Origin of the sequence: Nonomuraea sp. NPDC049269 (genome assembly GCF_043197155.1) — a bacterium.
Classification (GTDB): domain Bacteria; phylum Actinomycetota; class Actinomycetes; order Streptosporangiales; family Streptosporangiaceae; genus Nonomuraea.
Window position 1 is genome coordinate 1,620,524 of sequence record NZ_JBICSO010000001.1, and the last position, 20,482, is coordinate 1,641,005.

The following is a 20,482-nucleotide window of genomic DNA, read 5'->3' on the forward strand; positions in this document are numbered from 1 at the left end:
GCGTTGCCCGCCGAACCCAGGAACCCCGGGCTCGCCCCTGACCGACCCCACCATCAGGTCAGAGGTGCCTCCCATGACAGCCGCCAGGTGGTCGGCCCGACGATGCCGTCGTCGTCGATGCCCTGTTCACGCTGGAAACGGAGGCATACGTCGCGGGAGCCGCTGCCGTAGGCGCCGTCGACGTCGATCTCCATGCCGCGTACCTTCATCTGCTGCTGCCACGTACGCACGTCTTCGCCACGCATCACGGGCGGGTATTTCAACAGCCGCCCGGGGAACGGCGGCGCCGTCGGCGGGTTGGGCGGCGGGGTGGTGCCACCCGGCCGGGGCGCGCCGCGCTTGACCCACGCGTAGAGGGGTTCGCCCGGGCAGTCGGTCGAGTAGCCGTCCCGGTGTCCCTTGATCTCCTTGCCGGCGTTGCCGCGTTCGCGGACGTACTCGACCGCGTCCAGGATCGCGTGGAGCACTCCGTCGGGCGGCTCCACCAGCCCGGCGTTGCCGACCAGGCCGAGCACGGCGTAGTGGCCGGAGTTGAGCCCGGCCCCGTTGGCCGCGGGTAAGTGGTGGAGCCCCCGCCCCTCGAACACCTTGCGATGCGGACACGCCACGAACGAGTAGCCGATGTCGATCCAGCCGTTGCCGTCCATGTGGTAGCCCTGGATCGACCGCACCAGCGACACGCAGACCGCGTGGTCGCCGACGATGCCCGGATCGACCCGGCCGCCCGTGTAATGGACCTTGACTCCCTTGGTGGAGTCGAGCTGTGTGTAGTCGCCGTGCCGCTCACGGGCCTGCCAGTCGCGCCGTAACACGAGGTCGATGGCCACCTTGTGCTCTCCGGGGGTAGGGGAAATGTGACCACTGAGCGTAGCCCGGAGTGCGCGGAAAGGTGGGTAGATCTGGTTATTTTGGCACCTATACCGGCTTACGGCCTGATCACCCGCTTGTCGGTGACGATCGCGGTGATGAGATCGTGCGGGGTGACGTCGAACGCCGGGTTCAGCGCCCGCGTGCCTTCCGGCGCCACCCGCGTGCCCCTGATGGTGACGATCTCGTCGGCGCCTCTGTCCTCGATCTCGATGTGCTCGCCGGACGGGGTGGCTTGGTCGATGGTGGTCTCGGGCGCGACGACGATGAACGGCACCCCGGCCCGCTCCGCCCCGAGCGCCAGCGCGTACGAGCCGATCTTGTTGGCGGTGTCGCCGTTGGCGGCGATGCGGTCGGCGCCGATGAGCACCGCGTCGATGCCGCCCTTGGCCAGCAGGTACGGTCCGGCGGAGTCGGCGATGAGCCGGTGCGGCGCGCCCATCCTGGCCAGCTCCCAGGTGGTGAGCCGGGCGCCCTGCAGCAGGGGGCGGGTCTCCAGGGCGAGCACCTCGGCCAGCCGTCCGCGCTCGTGCAGGGTCTGGACGACGCCGAGCGCGGTGCCCCGTTCGACGGCCGCCAGCCCGCCCGTGTTGCACACGGTCATGATGCGCAGCCGGTCGCCTTCGAGGAGGTCGGCGCCCCGCTTGCCCATGGCCTCGCAGGCCGCGATGTCGTCGTCGCGGATCCGCAGCGCTGCCTTGAGCACGGCCTGCCGACCTTGGGACAGGTGGGCGGCGGCCTGGTCGACGCCCCAGGCGAGGTTCACGGCGGTGGGCCTGGCGGCGCGCAGCCTCGCCATGGCGTTCTGGTCGCCGGCCGCCAGCACGACGCCGAGCGCCCCGGCCACGCCGAGCGCGGGCGCCCCGCGCACGGCCAGTCGCCGGATGGCGTCGATCAGGTCCGCGACGGTCTCGATCCGTACCATGACGCACTCGTCCGGCAACCGCGTCTGATCCACCAGCTCGACCGCGCCGTCTACCCAGTCAATCGTCCTCACGCCCAAACCGTAGCCGTCCGCGCGGGGTGCCGGTATGGCCCGGTTCGCAGAGCTGTGTCCGCCGTCGCTGCCGGCCAGGTGATAAAACGTGCGTCACCCGGTGAGTTGACGTGAGGGAAGGTCATGGAGCTGCGTGACATCGAGATCTTCCTGACGCTGGCCGCGGAGCTGCACTTCGGCCGGACCGCCGAGCGGCTCCACGTGACTCCCGCCCGGATCAGTCAGGCGATCAAGAAGCAGGAACGCCAGATCGGCGCCCTCCTCTTCGACCGGACCAGCCGGACGGTCCGGCTGACACCGGTCGGCGAGCAGCTACGCGACGATCTCCGGCCCCTCTACGCGGGACTGATGGACAGCATGCGGCGGGCCAAGCTGGCCGCCCGGGGCAAGACCGCACGGCTCCGGATCGGCATGATGCCGGTCAACACCCACGACCTGCGTCCCTACTGGGCGACCTTCCGCACCCACCATCCGTACTGCGAACTCCAGCTCCGCCACGCCGCCTTCGTCGACCCCTTCGGCGTCCTGCGGCGTGGCGAGGCCGACCTCCTGGTCACCTGGCTGCCCGTCGAGGAGCCCGACCTCACGGTCGGCCCGGCCCTGTTCGCGGACCCCCGCCTGCTGGCCGTCGCCGCCGACCACGAACTGGCCGGGCGGTCGGCGGTCTCCGTGGAGGACATCGCCCACTTCCGGCACTCCGGAGCCAGGCCCGTTCCCGCCTACTGGGAGGACGGCTTCGTCCCCTTCCAGACCCCGCGCGGCTATCCGATCGAACGCGGCCCGCTCGTCACGAACATGGACGAGCTGCTCTCCCTCGTCAGCATCAGCGAGATCGTCAACGTCCTGCCCGCCCACTCCGCCCGTTACTTCTCCCGTCCCGACATCACCTGGTTGCCCATCACCGACCTGCGGGCTCTCACCTTCGGCCTGGTCTGGCGGACAGAGGCGGAGAACGACCTCATCCGGGCCTTCGCCCGGGTCGTCACCGATCTCGGCACCCTCCCTACCCGCCTCTGACCCGACCGGCCGCACGCGGGCCAGGGAGGAGACCAGGGTGTCCCACGGGTGCCACCTGCCGCCTTGTGCGCAAACCTGAATCAGACGGCACGGACGCCGGCCTCGGACGGGAGGAGCGATCGATGGCGAAGCTACTTTTCGTGGTCACCGGAGCCACGTACCTGACGTTGAAGGACGGCACGAGATACGCGACGGGTTACTGGGCCGAGGAGTTCGCGAACCCGTACAAGGCGATCACAGAGGCAGGCCACGCGGTCGTGGTCGCGACACCCAACGGTGTGACGCCGAACGTCGACATGATGAGCCTGCGTCCGGAAATGGCGGGCGGTGTGCAGGGCGCCCTCGATCTGGAGGCCATCATCCGTTCCGCGGAGACGATGCGGCGGCCGATCAGGCTGTCGGACGCCCGCCTCGAGGACTACGACGCGGTCTACCTGCCCGGCGGCCACGGTCCGATGCAGGACCTGTGGCAGGACGCCGACGCGGGCCGGCTGCTGACGGCGGCGCTCGCCTCGGGCAAGCCGCTCGCGATCGTGTGCCACGCCCCGGCCGCGATGCTGGCCACCAGGATCCACGGCGAGTCGCCCTTCAAGGGCTACCGGGTCACGGGTTTCACCAATGATGAGGAGGAGGGTGTCGGGCTGGCCTCCAGGACGCAGTGGCTGCTGGAGGACGAGCTGAAGGAGAAGGTCGGCGTCGAGTTCAGCCGCGGCGCGATCTGGGAGCCGTACATGGTGGAGGACCGCAACCTGATCACCGGGCAGAATCCCCATTCGGCCGCGGTCCTGGCGGAGCGGCTGTTGAAGGCATTGAAGTAGCCCGGGGAAGAGCATCGCGCAGTTGCCTGCGGGAGGTGATCGACAGCTTGGTGAAGATCTTGCGCAGGTGCCACTCGACCGTCCGCGGGCTGAGGAAGAGCCGGGTGCCGACTTCCGGATTGGAGAAGCCGTCCCGCACGAGCAGCGCGATCTGCTTCTCCTGCGGCGTCAGCTCGTCACTGGACGACGCCTCGTTCGTGCGCTTGCGGACGGTTTCCCCTGTGGCGAGCAGTTCGTGGCGGGCGCGTTCGGCGAACGCCTCCATCCCGATCGACACGAACATCTCGTACGCCGTACGCAGGTGATCCCGCGCCTCGATCCGCTGACGCTCCCGGCGCAGCCACTCGCCGTACAGCAGGTGAGCACGCGCGAGTTCGGGACGCAGCAGCGTGCGTGCCAACCGCTCGATCGCCCCGCGATAGAGGCGGTCCGCAGGCGCTCCGTCGCTCAGCAGCGCCCGGGAGCGGGCCAGGATTCCCTGCGCCCAGTCGGTGTCGCACGGCTCCGCCGCGTCCGCCAGTCGTTCGAGCGCGTCACGGGCGACCTTCTCGTCACCGACGCGCGCCGCCGCCTCGACGAGTTCGGGCAGCGCCCAGACCGAGATCCACGGCTGCGGGAGCCGCGTACTGGCCTGGGCGGCCGGCATCGCCTGCTGATAGCGGCCGAGCCCGTTGTAGAGGATCGCGGCCGCCCACTGGGCGACCGCGACCCCCATCGACGGGCCACCCGCACCGGCCTCCTCGATCGTGTCGGCGATGAGCGCCTCGGCCTCGGCGCTCCGGCCTCGCAAAGCGCTGAGCCGGAGCCTGACGTGCGGCGCGCCGGGAACGCCGGTTGCCGCCGCGATGGCCTCGGCCTCGGCGACGGTCGCGGCCGAGGCGGCGAAGTCGCCGGTCCACGTGGCCGCCATCCCCAGCGACGCGAGGCAGAGCGGGAGATCGGTCAGGGCCCCCGCGGCGCGTACCACCTCGACCGCCCGGCTGCCCATCATGCGCATGGCCTGGTCGTCCCAGACGGCGGAGCCGACAACGTCGGCCACCCAGCCCCACTTCAGGACGTCGCGCGCCGGAAGGTCCGCGAGCGCGGTCGCTGCCCGCCGCAGTACGGGAACGGCAACGGCCCGGCCGTCGGTGACGAGCAGCGCGCAGCCCTCGATCACGAGATCGAGGGCGTGAGGGGCTCCCGTCGCCGCCGGAAGAGCTCTCATCGCTTGGGAGATCGCCTTGAGGCCGTCCGCGTCCGCGAGCAACGCCGAGGTACCCCAGGCGATCAGGTAGGTCTCGCGCGCGAGGTCCCTGTCGAAGGGCTCCAGCCGCCGCGCGGCCGTCAGCAACGTGCGCGGCGCCTCACTGTCGAGGTCGGCCGCGAACGCGATCCGGCTCCGTACGAGGTGGGCTCGCGCCCGCTGGAACTCGCTCCGGGCGTCCCGCTCCGCGATGTCGGCGAATCTCCGTGCGGCGTCGAGGTCGCCGGCCTCGAAGGTGGCGTCCGCGGCCGCCACCGCGCGGTCCGCGCGCCGCGAGGTGTCGACGGTCAGCGCCACGGAACGCTGCAGGAACGCCGCCGCGGCGGCCAGCCCACCGCGCGCCTGCGCACGGCCGGCGGACCGTTCGAGTTCGGCGGCGACGGACTCGTCCGGCTCGGCCGCGGCGCACGCGAGGTGCCAGGCGCGGCGGTCCGGGTCGACCTGCCGGTCGGTGACCTCCGCCAACGCCAGGTGGGCCGCCCAGCGCTCCTCTTCCGTCGCCGATCGGTACACGGCCGACCGCACGAGCGGATGACGGAACGTCACGCGTACGTCGAACGACAGCAGCCCGTCCGTGCCGCCGGCCAGGGCCGTCGCGGGCGTCACGCCGAGCCGGCCGGCGGCACGCCACACCAGGACGGGGTCGCCCACCGGCTCGGCGGCGGCGATCAGCAGGAGCAGCCGGGTCTGCTCGGGCAGCTCTTCGATCCGGCTCAGGAAGCTCTGCTCGATCCGGCCCGGCAGCGTGTCGGCGTGCAGGAGGCCGAATCCGCCGGCCAGCTGGGTGACGGTCAGGCCGCGAGGCAGTTCCAGCAGGGCGAGGGGGTTGCCTTCGGTCTCCGCGACGATCCGATCGCGGATCTGCCGGTCTAGCCGGACGTGCGTGACCGAATTCAGCAGGGTGTCCGCGGCGGCGTCACCGAGCCCGGTGACCTCCAGTTCCGGCAGTCCGAGCAGGTCCTGAGCCCGCTCGCGGGCGCCGAAGACGAGGGCGACCGACTCCGCCAGCAGCCGGCGAGCGACGAAGCCCAGGGCCTGCGCCGAGGCCCGGTCCATCCACTGGGCGTCGTCGACCACGCAGAGCAGCGGGCGTACCTCCGAAGCGTCCGACAGGAGACCGAGTACCGCCAGCCCGATCAGGAAGCCATCGGGCGCGGTCCCCGCTCGTATCCCGAACACCGTCTCGAGCGCGGTGCGCTGCGGTGCGGGCAGATTCCGCAGCCGATCGAGCAACGGCACGCACAACTGATGCAGCGTGGCGAACGGCAGCTCCATCTCGGATTCGATGCCGACCGCACGGAGCACGCGCAGGCCGTCGGCCGAATCCTTCACGTAGTCGAGCAGCGCCGACTTTCCCACGCCAGGCGGGCCGCGGACCACGAGCGCGCGGCTCTCCCCCGTGCGGACGGCGCTGATCATCCGGTCGAGGAGGGCGCACTCGATCCGGCGCCCGAGCAGGCCTACTTTTTCCCCGTTACCTGAGCTATGCACCGGATATGCCACCTTTGCCCGCCTTTGTCGCGGTTTGGCCCCCGTACACGCTACAACGGCGTTATCGAGGCCCGCATCTTCGCCCGACAAAGGTTTGCTCAAAGCGAGCACACGATCACGCGTTGGCGTCCGACCGGCGCACGACCAGGGCTTTTCCCTGGCTCGACCGACCGCCGAACGCGGGACAGTGGCCACCAGGCCCCAGACGACACGATCTCGATTCCGAAAGGGCGTATTTCCATCATGCACTCCACGAAGAAAGTCGCCATCGTCACCGGAGCTTCCCAGGGCATCGGCGCGGCCGTGGTCACCGCGTACCGCAAACTCGGCTACGCCGTTGTGGCGAACTCCCGCTCCATCCACCCGTCCGACGACCCCGAGATACTCGCCGTGCCCGGCGATCTGGCTCGGCGGGGCACCGGCGCCCAGGTGGTCGAGCGGGCACTGGCCCGGTTCGGCCGGATCGACACGCTGGTGAACAACGCCGGGATCTTCATCGGCAAGCCGTTCACCGACTACACGGACGCGGACTACGACGCCGTGACCGGCATCAATCTGTACGGCTTCTTCGACATCTCGCGCAGCGCCGTCGCCGCGATGCTCGCCCACGGCAATGGCGGCCACCTCGTGAACGTATCCTCGTCCCTGGCCGACTACGCCGACTCCCAGGTGCCCTCGGCACTCGCCTCACTGACCAAGGGCGGTCTGAGCGCGGTGACCAAGGCGCTGGCCATCGAGTACGCGACCCGTGGCATCCGGGCCAACGCCGTGGCACTCGGCGTCATCCGCACCCCGATGCACCCGCCCGAAACGCACGAAGCCCTCGACGGCCTGCACCCGATCGGGCGGATGGGGGAAATCGACGACGTCGTCGAGGCCATCGTCTATCTGGAGCAGGCCCAGTTCGTCACCGGCGAGATTCTGCACGTCGACGGCGGCCAGAGCGCCGGACACTGAACACGGCCCGGAGGTTTCGATGGACAGCACGACGCGCGACGTCGACTTCACCTTCACCTTCACCTTCACCGACCAGCCGACTCGATCGATGTACTTGTCCATGCTGGTGGTGGAGTCGCCCGGCCTCAATCAGATCAACCATTACCAGGTGTCCGAACTCGACTAAGCAGGCTCCTGCGGGTGGAACCGCTCGCCCTGCGTGCTGGTGATGGCCTGCTGCACGCCCGCGTGGATGTTCAGGGTCATCCACACGCCGGTGAGCTTCAGGAGGCGGGCCGGTGTCTCGTGCACCGCCGCCAGATGGAGCGCTCCGCCTTGTTCGCGCAGTGCCGCGTTGAGGCGTATCAGCACGTACAGGCCCAAGCTGTCCAGGAAGGTGAGCCCGCTGAGGTCGAGCAACAGCGGCTCCCCGGGCCGGATCTGCTGGGCGAGGTAGGTCTCCAGCCGGGCGGCGTTGGTGGCGTCCACCTCACCGGCCACGGTGGTCAGTGTGCCGATGATCAGGCGCCGGCTGTTCAGGCTCAAGGGCGGCATGGTGGCTTGGCGAGCTGCTCAGCGGGCCGGCGGCGGCACGACGGTCATGGCGTCCTCTCGGGGTTGGACCGGGGGTCTGCCGAGTGCAGGCGGAATGCCTTCCTCTCTTCTAAACTGTAATCCCCGAAGGCGGTTACCGGAAAGGCACTTCCGTATAGGATCTCCTGAAAGAGGGTTCGGTCCGCCCCGCCGCCGCTGACAACCGCGCCGGGGGCGGAGAAGGTGAGACCCGTGAGCGCATCCGACGACCGTTCGTCCGCCTGGACATTCCTCACCCATCACGCCCGCGTGCTGCTGGAGATCGCCCGCAACCCGCAGGCGCGGATGCGCGACATCGCCGACGGCATCGGCATCACCGAACGCACCGTGCAGGGCATCGTGACCGACCTGCATCAGGCCGGCTACCTCACCCGCGATCGGGTCGGGCGACGCAACCACTACAAACTCAACCTTGATGAGCACTTCCGCTATCCGACCGAGGCCGGCCTGCCGATCCGGCTGCTGATCGACATGGTCACCCGCCACGACCAGCCGGATCCCGACACCAGTCCACCCCCGCGATAACCGGGAGTGCGGTGCTGCCTACGGCCGCCGGGCGAGGTTCCGCTCGGCGGCCGGGTCGTGCCTGTCAACGCTTGACGGACAGCCCCGCCGTGGGGAACAGGACGAGCGGGGACGACGCCTGCGACGTCCTCGCGCCGCTCTGGCCGCACAGCGCCAACAGCACATGATCCACGAGGGCGTAGTCGATCGGGCTCGGTTCGATGTTTCCGTTGTCGTCGAGGTGCTGGTACTTGGCCAGGTTGAGCCCGAAGGACAGCTGCCGCTTGCCGTCCGGGCTGGACAGCGACTGCGTGAGCATGCCGAACACGCCACCGTCGTGCCCCCAGAACCGCCCGCAGGGCAGGTCGATGGAGTAGATCCCGAGGCCGTAGTCGATCGCCACGCCGCCCGCCAGGACCGGCACCGTCTTCCGCATCTCGGTGAGCTGGGCGTCGCCGATCAGTTCGCCACGCAACAGCGCCCGGTAGAACCGGTTGAGGTCGTCCATGGTGGACACGACCGCGCCCGCGGTGCTCGCCCACGACATGTTGTAGACGCTGTAGTCACGTGGCGGGTCGATCCAGCCGAACAGGGACTCGTAGGCCTTGGAATGCGGTCCGGGGATCTGCGGCGTGCGGGGGAAAGAGGTGTGCCGCAGGCCCGCCTTGCGGATCACGTTGCGGGTGATGTACTGCTCGGCGCTGACGCCGGTCACCTTCGCCAGCAGCAGGCCCGCGATCACGTAGTTGGTGTTGGAGTAGGACCCGGGCGTCGTGCCCGGCTCCCCGGTCGGCGGCGCGGCGAGACCGAACTTGACCAGCTCTTCCGGGGCGATCTCACGGAACCGGTTGTCGTCCAGGCTGGCGGCCGAGCCCTCCAGCAGCGAGGGGAACGCACCCGCGATGTAGTCGCCGATGCCGCTGGTGTGGTTGAGCAACATCCGTACGGTGGTCTTCTGGCCACGGTCGCCGGGGATGAGGCCGGGCAGGTAGCGGTTCACCGGCGCGTCCAGCTCGATGGCGCCGCGCGCCACCTGCTGGAGAATCGCCACCGAGGTGAAGGTCTTGGTGATGCTGCCGATCCGGTGGACCATGTCGGGTCGCACCGGCCGGCGGGTCACCACGTCGGCGACGCCCGCCGCTCCCTGCCACGTCTTGTCTCCGTCGCGTACGCCGGAGTAGATGCCGAACATCCCGGCCTGGTGGACGGCATCGAGGGACTGCCGGAGTGCCTGCCGGTCGAGCCCCGGATCGGGCGCCGCCGAGGCTGTGCCGGGCGTGGCCAGAACCCCTGCCACGACCAGCGCGGTCACCGCGGCCATGACCCGCTTCGTGCGGCGCGCCGCCGCAGGTAACTTGTCGATCTGTCTGGGATGGCGAGAAATCATAGCCATCAGCCTGATCCAGGAGCGCCAACAGCGTCAGTCGGCATTGTCACCGGCTCGGGATGACACCAATCATGCGAAACCGATGACAGAGGCGCCCACATCGCCAAACCACCCGACCGAAGCCCGTCCCGCCCCGGCCAAGGGACCTCGCGCGTGGGCGTCCACCCGCCGGTTTGGGGGTCCACCGTCCGGGGCGGAGGTCCACCGTCCGGGGTGGGTCACCGTCCGGGGTGGGAGTCCGCGTCGTTATCCGCCTGCCTTCGGCAAGCTCTCCCTTCCTGTACGGCACAGCCAACCTGCCCCCACCCGCCGCAGCGGGCGGGCGTCTGTCCAGGGAGACGGCCGCTGAACCGGGTGCCACGTCCCGCCGTTACGGCCCGCGCTGCGACGCCTACGTGGTTTTCCCGGAACTGTTCAGCGTTCGGCCAGGACGATGACCGCGTCCTGCCGGTTCAAGACGATGGGCTCGGACTTCGGTGGGTTGAGGACGATGCCGTAGTGCGGCGGGATGTTGATGGCCGAGGTGTTGCGGTACCCGATGGCGGTCTCCCCCCGGCGGCGCGCCGCTTCGATGACCGTCGAGAACGTGACCCGCGTACCCGACGCGACGTAGGACCCGGCGGGGCGCGGATAGATCTCCGACCCGTGCGAGTCGAACAGGTAGCCGAACACGTCCGCCAGGTGGCGGTTCTCCGCGAGCTGGGCCAGCAGGAGGCCGATCACCGTGTCGCTGATCACGATGTCGTCGGCCTCCGTCACCTCCGCGAGCGCGCGGTTGTTCTCGTCGTGCATCTCGCTGACGATCGAGTAGTGCTCGCCCAGCGCGCTCTGCATGTCGCGGAGTTGCAGCAGCGTCATGAGCGTGCGGGTGTCGGCGTGGTGCGGCTTGTAGCGGTCGTCCGACAGGACGATGACGTGCTGGAAGAGGCCGACGCCGAGCGACTCGAGCGCGTACCGGTCCGTGGTGTCGCACTCCTTGACGTTCACGGTGAGGTTCGCCAGGTCCGACAGGCCGGACCCGGCCTTGGGGTGGTCGGCGGCGATCTCCAGGACGGAGCCGGGAGCGACGTAGGCGTCGAGGTAGTGGACGATCTGGCCGGCCCGGCCGTTCCAGTTGAGCAGCAGCGTGCGCTCGGGTTCGGCCTGGGGGCTGTCGGCGACGGCGATCGCGGTCTCGTCGAGGGCGGGCGTGCCGGTGGCGAGCCGGATGGCGGAGTCGTCGTGCGCGATGACGACGACCTGGTCGCCGGCTTCGATGACGGTGTCCATGGGTGGGTTCAGCACGACTCCGGTGGGTCTGCGTAGCCCGATGACGGTGGCCGTCTCGTAGGCGTGCAGCGCCTCGCCGTACGTGCTGCCCGCGAGTTCCGTTCCGGAGCGCAGGTAGATCTCGCCGCCGTCGAAGTTCAGCAGGTCCATGCAGACGACGGACATGCCCGACTGGCGCGACGACTGGACGATGAGCCGGGCGGCGGTGTCGTCGGAGTCGACCAGGTGCACGTCCTTGCCGCCGGCCAGGCGGGCGGCGGCGATGTTGCGGCTGGCGGCGATGGCGGCGACGACCGGCGGGCGGATTCCCGGGCGCTTGGCCAGGGCGAGCAGGATCTTGATGACGTGCGCGTCGGGGTCCTCGCCCTCCGGGGAGAGCACGACCACGGACCTGGCGGCGGCCAGGTTCATCAGGTTGAGGTCACGCGACTCGGTGGGACGTCCCGTGCGGCAGACCAGGCGGGTCTTGCCCAGGTCGCCGATGTGCTCGCGGATGTCCTCCTCCATGGCCAGCTTGTCGTGTTCGGCCAGTACGGCGATGATCGAGCCCGGCTGGCTGGCGTGTGCCTTGACCAGCTCGGCGACGATCGTGAACACCTGGTCCGACCAGCCGAGCACCACCGTGTGCCCGGACTCGACGATGCGGGAGCGGCCCCTGCGCAGCCGGTCGACCTTCTGCTTGAGGCCGTTGGACAGCAGGCCGACGAGCATGCTGACGATGAAGATGCCGCCGAGCGACCCGGCGAACATCACCGCCATATAGGCGACCGACCCCTTGTCGCTGGCCACTTTGCTCGGGGTGAGCGCGTGCATGAGCGCGATCCACAGCACCTGGCCCGGGCCGCCGACCCCGTCGGGCTCCTCCGGGGCCAGCCAGAGTGTGAGCCCGGCGACCACCGCGATGAGCCCGAACGACACCACGGCCAGCCAGCCGATCAGTGAGACCGTGCCCCTCGACATGGTGTTGTCGAACCAATACCGCGCCCGCTCGCGGAACGTCACCCTCGCCACTCCGAATACCTCCACGTTGGTGTCAGTTGACCAAGGAGACAAGGTACCGGCCCAACCGGGCGCAACGCATGGTGAGCGGTAACGTAGCCGCCATGGCGACCCCCCTGGCCCCGGACGATCCCCTATCGCTCGGTGCGTACCGCCTCGCCGGGCGGCTCGGTAAGGGCGGGCAGGGCGTCGTCTATCTGGCGCACTCCCGCGACGGCGAGGCGGTCGCGATCAAGCTGCTCAGCACCGGCGACGAGGAGACCCGCGCGCGGCTGGCGCGGGAGCTCGACGCGCTGGAGAGCATCGCCTCCTTCTGTACGGCGCGCGTGCTGGACGTCTCGATCGAGGGGCCGCGGCCCTACGTGGTGAGCGAGTTCGTGGAGGGACTGTCGCTGGCCGACCGGGCTCGCGAACGCGGCCCGTTGCGCGGCGGCGAGCTGGAACGCCTGGTGGTGGGCACCGCCACGGCCCTCGCGGCCATCCACGCGGCGGGCGTCGTGCACCGGGACTTCAAGCCGGCCAACGTCCTGCTCGGCCCCGACGGCCCCCGGGTGGTGGACTTCGGCATCGCCAGGGCGGAGGGCGCGGCGACGATGACGTCGGGGCTGATCGGGACGCCCGCCTATCTGGCGCCCGAGCAGATCGCCGGCTCGCCCGCCACCCCCGCGTCGGACGTGTTCGCGTGGGCGGCGACGATGGTGTTCGCGGCGACGGGCCGCAGTCCGTTCGGCGCGGACACGGTGCCCGCGGTGCTGCACCGGGTCCTGCACGCCAACCCGGACCTGTCGGAGCTGCCGCCCCGGCTGCGGGGGCTGCTGGCGTCGTGCCTGTCGAAGGACCCCGCGCACCGGCCCACGGCCCGGGACCTGATGGTCTCCCTGGTCAACCCCACCTCGACACCGCCTGCCCCTTCGCCGGGCCGCCCCGCCGGAGCGCCGGGCGGCGTCCCCCATACGGGCGCCGCGGAGCATACGGGGCCGCGAGCCGCGGCGCTCACCACCGACGTCTCCACGCGTAACCGCTCGCGTGGCCTGCTGATCGGCGTGCTGGCGGCCGTGCTCGCCCTGGGCGCCGCGGCAGGCACCCTCCTCTGGATCAACCGCGCCCCGACCGGCACCGGAGCCCAGACGTCCACCAGCCACACGCCAAGCGCGCGCACCACCGCCGGGAAGACCGCCGACCAGGCGACCGAACCAACCCACGCCACCACCGATCCGACACCCACCACCGATCCGACACCCACCACGGGCCCGGCGACCACCACGGAGCAGAAGTCTCAAAGCGGCTCGCTGAAGATCCCCGCCGCGTTCGCCGGCACGTGGTCCGGCCGCACCACCTCCACGAACCCGATCGACGCCGACGGCGCCACCAACACGATCAAGCTGACGAGCGGCCGGTCCAGCGCCCGGTGGGAGGAGAAGGACAGCAGCGACAGCTGCACCGGCAAGATCACACTGACCAAAGTGGCCGGTACACGGCTGACCTTCACCCTCCAGCCCGAAACCGGCGGTTGCATCCCGGGCACGGTCTCGCTCACCCTCATCGGCGACAAGCTCACCTACCTCTGGCGCGACGTACCGGGCCTCGGCTTGGTGGAGGAAACCGGAGAGCTCAGCCGGAGCTGACACCCGGAGCGCCAGCAATACCTCCGGAATTGCGCAAATCCCGTCGACAGACCGGGCCGCGAACCGGGATCATTACTGTTATGTCTGTGATTAAGGAGGTTCCGTTCCCCAGTCCGGACTCCCCCGAGCTTCCGATGAACATCTGGATCGACGACGCCGACTCCGCCATCGACGTCATCGACGCTCTGGCGCTGTCGCCGTTCGCGACCGGGGTGCAGCCCTGGTCCCGCCTGGCCAACCTGGAGCGCGTACGCCCCGACGCCGCGCTCCGTCCCGAGCAGGGCCGGATCGTCCGCACCGCGCAGGTGCAGGACGGTTCCGAGTCGCGCCTGATCTGCGGCGAAGGCTGGACCTTGCGGATCATCCGGCACCGCAACCGCACCGCGACCGTCAGCGTCACGGCCGTCAGCGACGAGCTGGCCCGGTCCGTGCTGAAGGAGTGCACCGACGGCGCCGAGGAGCCGGAGCCCGACACCGACCACGTCGAGATGGGCTTCTGGTGGCGCGGCGCGCACGGCGGCACCCGCTCCGAGAAGCCGATCACCGCCTCGCCGTGGGACGAGATCAGCGGCAACTACTCCGCCCGGGTGCGCCGGTCGCTCGACGGCCTGATGACGGTCACCCCGGCCGACATCGGCGGGCGCCTCATCCTGCTGCACGGCCCGCCGGGCACCGGCAAGACCACGCTTCTGCGGTCGCTGGCCAAGCAGTGGCAGGACTGGTGCCAGGTCGACTGCGTACTCGATCCGGAGCGCCTGTTCAACGAGCCGGGCTACCTGATGGAGGTGGCGGTCGGCTACGACACCGATGAGGACAAGCAGCGGTGGCGGCTGCTCGTACTGGAGGACTGCGACGAGCTGATCAGCTCGTCCGCCAAGGCCCAGACGGGTCAGGGGCTGTCACGGCTACTGAACCTCACCGACGGCCTGCTGGGGCAGGGCCGTGACGTGCTGGTGGCGATCACCACGAACGAGGACCTGACCCGGCTGCACCCCGCCGTCGTCCGGCCTGGCCGATGCCTGGCCCAGCTCGAGATCGGCGCGCTGACCAGGGACGAGGCGGTCCGCTGGCTCGGCTCGTCACAGGGTGTCGGGCCGTCGGGGGCGACGCTGGCGGAGCTGTACGCGCTCCGCTCGGGCCGCACGATCCCGCCGCCCACCGAGGGCGAGTCCACCGGCCTGTACCTCTGACCGACCACACCGCCTCACCGGCCGGCACCACTGACGGACTCCACCGCCTCACCGGCCGGCACCTCGGACCGCCGAGCCGCCGGCTGGGCAGCGGCCCGCCGGGCGGAAGCCGGTCAAGGCGACGTGCCCCGGCCGGCGGACCCACTCAATGAGCCGGGCGGACAAGCGGATCAGGCGAGCCGAGCGGGCAAGGGATCGGCCGAGCCTGACGTGCAAGCGGATCAGCTGAGCCAGGCGTACAGGCAGATCAGCTGAGCCGAGCGTGCAGGCGGCGCGCCTCACGGACGAAGCCGCTGCTCCCCTTGCGCCGCGCGATCTCCGCGACGCACGGCAGCTCGCCCCTGGCCCCCGCCCATGCCGCCACCCGTACGGCGAAACCGAGCGCCTGCGTGTGGGCGGTCCGCGGACTCTCCCCCGGCCCCGGCAGGTAGACGGCCAGGAACCCGGCCACCACCTCCCACACCTCCACGTGCGCCCCGTGCCGAGCCGCGCTCTCCAGCGACTCGACCACCGCGCCCAGCTTGAACCAGGCCCTGCGCAGCAGCAGCGCGAGCTGCCGCCCCACCTCGGCGGCGGGCAGGTCGCCACGCTCGGCCATCCCGACCAGCGCCCGGACCCCCGCGTTGGGCTGAGTCCCGCCCAGCCGGGAGTCTCGCTCGACCAGGAAGTACGCCAAGAGCAACGCCACCCCCTCCCCCGCCACCCCGTCCGCCCGAACCAGCGCCCGCAGGATGCCGGACTCCACCCCGAGCGCGTTCCACTGGTAGAGCAGGAACGGCAGGCAGTGCAGCGCCACCACCTCCCGGTCCGACGGCAGCACGGCGGGCCACCACGGCATGTAGACGCTGTGGCCGTCCCACCGATGCCGGTCCGGGTCGGAGAACAGGTCACGGAGCGGACCGGCCCCGCCAGACGAGAGGTCGAGCGGCAGACCGGACTCGCCGTGCCGGAGGTCGATCCTGGGCACGAGGTCGGGATGCTCCCCGCCGGAGGGCTCGCGGTCGCCGGCGTAGGGCGTGATGTCGCGCGTCCACCCGACGGCGGTCACCGGCGAGGGCCGGTCGCTCATCCAACGCGCCGCCGTGCCGCCCGCCCCGGACGTCAGCCCGCCCGCACGCGCCGCCACCTCGGGCGCGATCGATCGGGGCAGCCGCAGGAGCGCCTGCCACAGGTCGGTGTCCATGGCCTTGGCACCGGTACGTTCGTAACCTTCGAGCCGGTCGACCAGCACGCCGGGATCCAGGTGCCAGGTGCCGCTCGTCGGGGTGGCCAGCAGGTACGGCGGCAGCGTGCCCGCCCGCAGCGCGGCGTGGACCTCGGCCCACCGCCGCAGCAGGAACAGGTGCTGCGGCGACACCCTCGCGGGCAACGGCAACCGCGACGACAATGACGGCAACCGCGACGACGACGGTGACGGTGACGGCACCGACGAGGACAGCGAGGGCGGCGGGCCGAACCGGATCTCGGGGGTGACGATCTGCCTGGCCATCGCCTCGGACCATTGGTCGAGGTAGCGCCACTCCGGCTGCACGTCCAGGCGCGTCGGCCAGCTCGTCCCGCGCGCCAGTACCGAGCGGAGCAGGTCACGGTCGTCGGCGCAGAACCGGACGAACGCCGCCAGCCAGCGTTCGGCACCCTGCCAGTCCTCGCGGTCGGGGAAGACGCCCAGCTCCCGGATGTCCTCGATCAGCGGAAAGCCGGCGTCCAGCGAAGGAGACTCGGGCAGCGGCACGGGCACGAAGTCGTCGTCCTCGTCGGCCGCCACCTCACCGCCGAACACGGTGACGAGCTGTTCGCCGAGGTCCGGCGGCAGCAGCCCGAGCGCGTCACGGATGACCTCCGCGCCCGCGAGGGTGAACCGCGCGCCGTGCTTGAGCGCCAGCCGTGCGGCCCGCACCTGGATGTCGGGGGACTCGCAGGCGAAAGCGTACGCCAGGGCCAGGGCGTACTCGTCGGCATTGTCATCGGCGTCGCGGGCGGCCTGGTCGAGCCAGGTCAGTCCGACGGACACCAGCTTCCGCTCGGGCCTGAACAGCAGCGCCTGCAGGGCCTCGGCCACGTCGGCGGGATCGAGGGCGTCGAAGCGGCGCAGGTGCCGCAGCGCCAGCTCGGCGACCACGCCCGGCGCGGCGGGCAGCAGCCGCAGGTAGTCGCGGGCCCGTGAGGCTACCTCGGTGTAGGTGGGTTCGACGAGTTCGTGCAGACGGACGAAGAAGCGCAGGTCACCGGCCGAGCCGCCGCGCAGGAAACGGCGGAGGCAGCCGTCGATCAGCAGCCCCCGGTCGATCGTGCCCTCGCTCTGGAGCACCGCCAGTGACTCCAGCCAGGTGCCGGGCTGGAGTGGCGCGGCCTGTTCTCCTTGCAGCGCCCTGCCCACGCCTTCCGCCTCGAAGATCAGCGGCAGCAGGTGGTCGCGGAGCGGATCCTCGCGCAATCGCCCGGGCCATTCGCCGACCCAGGCCACCACGAGCGGATCGTGCGCGGGCGGGACCGCGCCGCTCTGGCAGAGCAGCAGAAGCGCCAGCCGGCCGCCCTGCTCGGTATTCGGGCGCAGGCTCTTGAGCCGCCGCGCCGCGCGGACCGCCAGGTCGGCCTGCCATTCCGGGGGCCGGATGGCGACCACGCGGCGCAGCGACTCGAGCTCGTCCGGCCTGGCCCACCGGTCCGCGAACTCGCGACGGTTGAGCCAGGCGACGACGGCGGCAGCGCCGCCGATGGTGCCCGCCCCGGCCACCCGCATCGGCGCGATCCAGTCATCGTCCGACTGCCAGGTCCCGTCGCCTCTGTCCGTGCGCTGGAGCCGCCGGGCCACGGGGAGGTGGCCGGGCAGCCGGGCGGCCACCTCCTTCCTGCCCTGGTCGTCGAGCCCGAGCACGATCTCCGCGGCCTTCGCCGGATCGCGGGTGGCGATGGCTTCCTCGACGGCCTCCCAAGCGCTCACGCCTCAGCCTCGGCCCCGGCACGGGCGGCGGACTCGGCCCCGGCACGGGCGGCGGACTCGGCCCCGGCACGGGCGGCGGACTCGGCCCCGGCACGGGCGGCGGACTCGGCCTCGGCACGGGTCCGGGCGGCGATCCGGGCGGCGAGTACGTGCTTGCACGGCCCGCGCGACCCGGCATGGTCGAACCACCACGGGCAGGTGCAGGACCCCTCGGCGAGGCGCACCAGCCGTACGCCGCCGTCGGTCGTCACCTCGGCCGTGTCGCCGTCGAGGCGCACCGCGCCGGAGCCGGCCAGCGCGCGGGCGGCGGTGAGGCGCGGGTTGAGCTCGGCGACCTGGTCCCGGTCGTAGGGGAGCTCGCGGTGGAAGTGGGCGGCCTCGTGCAGGTCGTAGCCGACGCGCCCGGACGTGCCGAGCTGGGTCAGCGCGGCGCGTACCCGCGACGGGGGCAGGCCCGAGCGGTCGGCCAGCAGCCCGAGCTCCACGGCGGGCTCGAAGTTGAGCAGCATCCCCACCACGTCGGCGTCCTCGGCGGCCTCGTCGGTGGCCAGGTCGTCGAGCACCGCGCCCTCTCCGGAGAAGCCGCGCCACGGCTGCGGCGAGATCGCCAGCGTGTAGCGCATGCCGGGCAGCTCCAGCTCCCAGGCGCTCGCCTGATGCTCGGCGCCGCCTGCCGGGCCACTCGTCTGGTGCCCGGCGCCGCCCGCCGGGCCGTACACGCGCAGTGCCTTGGCGAACCTGAGCAGCGGCATCAGCGTGGCGACCCGGCCGGCCCCGGACAGGCAGACGCCGCCGGGCGCGGGCGCGGTCGCCACCCGCAGGTCGCGGCCCGCGGGGACCGCCCAGACGGTCGCGTTCGCCCGCTTCGGCAGCGAGCGCAGGAAGCGTACGGCCTGCGGTCCGCGCAGCTCGGCCCGCAGGTCGAAGGCGGCCGCGATCACCTGCACCTCGGCGAAGCCGCGCAGCCAGCGTGACGGCAGCGGCACCTTCTTCTCCACGACCGCGCCGTCGAGCGTGGTCACCGCCATCTCGTCGGGCCCGACGCCCAGGTGGAGCGGGTCCCGGCCGCCCACCCTGGCCAGCGCCTCGCGGAGCGGGCCGTTGACGTCGACGTTCGTGGTGCCGCGGTCGAGCACGTCGCCGTCGAGGGCGAGCACGTCGAGCCGGGCGTAGACGCCGCCGCAGGCGGAGAACGACTCGAACCTGAGCCGGTCCCCGTCGCAGGTCACCACCGGGTCGCGGGTCCAGCCGGGGCGGGGCTGGTGGTAGCGGGTGAGCGCCACGTCGGCCACGGCCAGCAGGCCCGCGGCGGCCGGCGCCGCCTGGGTGAGCAGGCCGCTGAAGAATCGGGGATGGGTCTGGGGACCGGATAACGCCGTCCCACCGGACGTCGAGAGACCGAGTCTGCCGTCGGCGAGCAGGGAGGGTCCGGCGTAGGAATACGCCTGCACTGCTTGAGTCATGGCCGGAACATTAGAGATCACCACCGACAAGATCACCGCAGTACGTAAACCATCCGATGCGCGACAACCGGTGCGAAACCACAATGTGTTCGGTGCTCACCGTGGACCTGGCTCGCGTCGCCTTCGCCCGCTTCGCCATGCCGGCCACCCCTTTGACGTCATGGACCAGCCCGGAACACCGGATCGGCTTCACCGCCACCCAGCTCGTCCCCTCGTGGACGGCGCTGACCCCGCCCGGCACGTGGATCGAGGTGGAGCTGCAGGTCAGGGTATCGACGGGCGAGCTGTCGAAGTGGTACGTCATGGGCCGCTGGGCCGAGCACGGCGAGGTCCGCACCTCGATTCCCGGCCAGGGCGACGAGGACGGCGACGTGGCGGTCGACACGTTCGTGGCGCGGCGGCCGGTCACGGCCTACCGGGTGCGGGTCACGCACCACGGAGCGGGCGCCCGCGTGGACTGCCTGGGCGTGATGGCCTCCGCCCTCTCCCAGCGTCCGCCCGTCCTGAGCCGTCCCGGTAAAGCCGAGGCCGTCGAACTGGTGGTGCCCCGGCACTCCCAGTACACCCACGCCGGTCACCATCCGGAGCTGGACGGCGGGGGCGCCAACTGGTGCAGCCCCGCCTCGGTGGCGATGGTCGTCGGCTTCTGGGGCCGCGGTCCCGGTCCTGAGGAGCTGGCCTGGGTGGTGGCCGGCGACCCGAGTCCCGTGGTCGACCACGCCGCGCGCGGCACGTTCGACCACAGCTACCAGGGCACCGGCAACTGGCCGTTCAACGTGGCCTACGCGGGCCGTTTCGGGCTGGCCGGGTTCGTGACCAGGCTGCGGTCGGCGGCCGAGCTGGACCTGTTCGTCCGGGTGGGGATCCCGGTGATCGTGTCGCTGGCGTTCAAGGCGCACGAGCTGCCGGGGTCCGGCTACTCCTCGGGCGGGCACATCCTGGTCGTCACCGGTGTCACCGCCGAGGGCGACGTCGTCGTCAACGACCCGGCCGCGCCGAGCGACGCCGACGTGCGCCGGGTCTATCCGCGGGCCGCGTTCGAGAACGTCTGGCTCAGGAGCTCGGGCAGCGGCGGCATCGTGTACGTCATCCACCCGCCCGAGCATTCCTTGCCCCCTTCCCTCGGCAATTGGTGACA

At 71.2% G+C, this 20,482-nt stretch carries 16 protein-coding genes; 8 read left to right on the plus strand and 8 right to left on the minus strand.

Annotation, left to right across the window (positions count from 1 at the left end; all coding sequences use genetic code 11):
- Positions 1-53: 53 nt before the first annotated feature.
- Both ACGFNP_RS07485 and mtnA read right to left on the minus strand, forming a co-directional pair.
- On the minus strand, positions 54-827 hold the full coding sequence (locus tag ACGFNP_RS07485; RefSeq protein ID WP_393315913.1) for an N-acetylmuramoyl-L-alanine amidase: 774 nt from the start codon (positions 825-827) through the stop codon (positions 54-56).
- Between the two features lie 98 nt (positions 828-925).
- The gene (gene mtnA / locus ACGFNP_RS07490) at positions 926-1,864 is read right to left on the minus strand and encodes an S-methyl-5-thioribose-1-phosphate isomerase (RefSeq protein WP_393315916.1); all 939 of its coding nucleotides are present in this window, start codon (positions 1,862-1,864) and stop codon (positions 926-928) included.
- 123 nt (positions 1,865-1,987) lie between these two features.
- On the opposite strand from mtnA, the gene ACGFNP_RS07495 reads away from it, so the two are divergent.
- Together ACGFNP_RS07495 and ACGFNP_RS07500 are read left to right on the plus strand one after the other, a co-directional pair.
- A complete protein-coding gene (locus ACGFNP_RS07495; protein ID WP_393315919.1) occupies positions 1,988-2,881 on the plus strand; it encodes a LysR family transcriptional regulator in 894 nt (297 codons plus the stop codon).
- 122 nt (positions 2,882-3,003) lie between these two features.
- On the plus strand, positions 3,004-3,699 hold the full coding sequence (locus ACGFNP_RS07500) for a type 1 glutamine amidotransferase domain-containing protein (protein ID WP_393315922.1): 696 nt from the start codon (positions 3,004-3,006) through the stop codon (positions 3,697-3,699).
- On the opposite strand, the gene ACGFNP_RS07505 is transcribed toward ACGFNP_RS07500, so the two are convergent.
- A complete protein-coding gene (locus ACGFNP_RS07505; protein WP_393315925.1) occupies positions 3,635-6,436 on the minus strand; it encodes an AAA family ATPase in 2,802 nt (933 codons plus the stop codon). The two genes, ACGFNP_RS07500 and ACGFNP_RS07505, sit on opposite strands and share 65 nt — an antisense overlap.
- Positions 6,437-6,679: 243 nt before the next feature.
- Between ACGFNP_RS07505 and ACGFNP_RS07510 the strand changes: the two genes are divergently transcribed.
- Positions 6,680-7,393 (plus strand): SDR family NAD(P)-dependent oxidoreductase, encoded by a 714-nt coding sequence (locus ACGFNP_RS07510; protein WP_393315928.1) that lies wholly within the window; start codon positions 6,680-6,682, stop codon positions 7,391-7,393.
- Positions 7,394-7,412: 19 nt separating this feature from the next.
- Entirely contained in the window at positions 7,413-7,559 is a 147-nt protein-coding gene (locus ACGFNP_RS07515; protein ID WP_393315931.1) for a hypothetical protein, read from the plus strand.
- Here the strand turns inward: ACGFNP_RS07515 and ACGFNP_RS07520 are convergent.
- Complete coding sequence (locus tag ACGFNP_RS07520; protein ID WP_358318834.1) at positions 7,556-7,918, minus strand: STAS domain-containing protein; 363 nt, start codon at positions 7,916-7,918, stop codon at positions 7,556-7,558. The genes ACGFNP_RS07515 and ACGFNP_RS07520 overlap by 4 nt on opposite strands.
- A gap of 240 nt (positions 7,919-8,158) precedes the next feature.
- Here ACGFNP_RS07520 and ACGFNP_RS07525 point away from each other — a divergent pair, with 240 nt between their 5' ends.
- Positions 8,159-8,491, plus strand: coding sequence for a helix-turn-helix domain-containing protein (locus ACGFNP_RS07525; RefSeq protein ID WP_358318833.1), 333 nt, complete (start codon positions 8,159-8,161; stop codon positions 8,489-8,491).
- Between the two features lie 64 nt (positions 8,492-8,555).
- Here the strand turns inward: ACGFNP_RS07525 and ACGFNP_RS07530 are convergent, their stop codons facing one another.
- Positions 8,556-9,857: a serine hydrolase domain-containing protein gene (locus ACGFNP_RS07530; RefSeq protein ID WP_393315934.1), complete on the minus strand. Its 1,302-nt coding sequence runs from the start codon at positions 9,855-9,857 to the stop codon at positions 8,556-8,558.
- A 414-nt stretch (positions 9,858-10,271) separates the two neighbouring features.
- The gene (locus tag ACGFNP_RS07535) at positions 10,272-12,137 is read right to left on the minus strand and encodes a TrkA C-terminal domain-containing protein (protein ID WP_358318831.1); all 1,866 of its coding nucleotides are present in this window, start codon (positions 12,135-12,137) and stop codon (positions 10,272-10,274) included.
- A 92-nt stretch (positions 12,138-12,229) separates the two neighbouring features.
- Between ACGFNP_RS07535 and ACGFNP_RS07540 the strand changes: the two genes are divergently transcribed.
- Together ACGFNP_RS07540 and ACGFNP_RS07545 are read left to right on the plus strand one after the other, a co-directional pair.
- Entirely contained in the window at positions 12,230-13,750 is a 1,521-nt protein-coding gene (locus tag ACGFNP_RS07540) for a serine/threonine-protein kinase (RefSeq protein WP_393315937.1), read from the plus strand.
- Between the two features lie 80 nt (positions 13,751-13,830).
- Entirely contained in the window at positions 13,831-14,940 is a 1,110-nt protein-coding gene (locus ACGFNP_RS07545) for a DUF5925 domain-containing protein (protein ID WP_358318829.1), read from the plus strand.
- A 247-nt stretch (positions 14,941-15,187) separates the two neighbouring features.
- Here ACGFNP_RS07545 and ACGFNP_RS07550 read toward each other — a convergent pair whose 3' ends face one another.
- Entirely contained in the window at positions 15,188-17,881 is a 2,694-nt protein-coding gene (locus ACGFNP_RS07550) for a DUF6493 family protein (RefSeq protein ID WP_393315940.1), read from the minus strand.
- Positions 17,878-19,344, minus strand: coding sequence for an SWIM zinc finger family protein (locus ACGFNP_RS07555; protein ID WP_393315943.1), 1,467 nt, complete (start codon positions 19,342-19,344; stop codon positions 17,878-17,880). Before ACGFNP_RS07555 ends, ACGFNP_RS07550 begins: the two co-directional genes overlap by 4 nt.
- Positions 19,345-19,427: 83 nt before the next feature.
- Between ACGFNP_RS07555 and ACGFNP_RS07560 the strand changes: the two genes are divergently transcribed.
- The gene (locus tag ACGFNP_RS07560) at positions 19,428-20,480 is read left to right on the plus strand and encodes a C39 family peptidase (RefSeq protein ID WP_393315946.1); all 1,053 of its coding nucleotides are present in this window, start codon (positions 19,428-19,430) and stop codon (positions 20,478-20,480) included.
- Positions 20,481-20,482 lie beyond the last annotated feature (2 nt).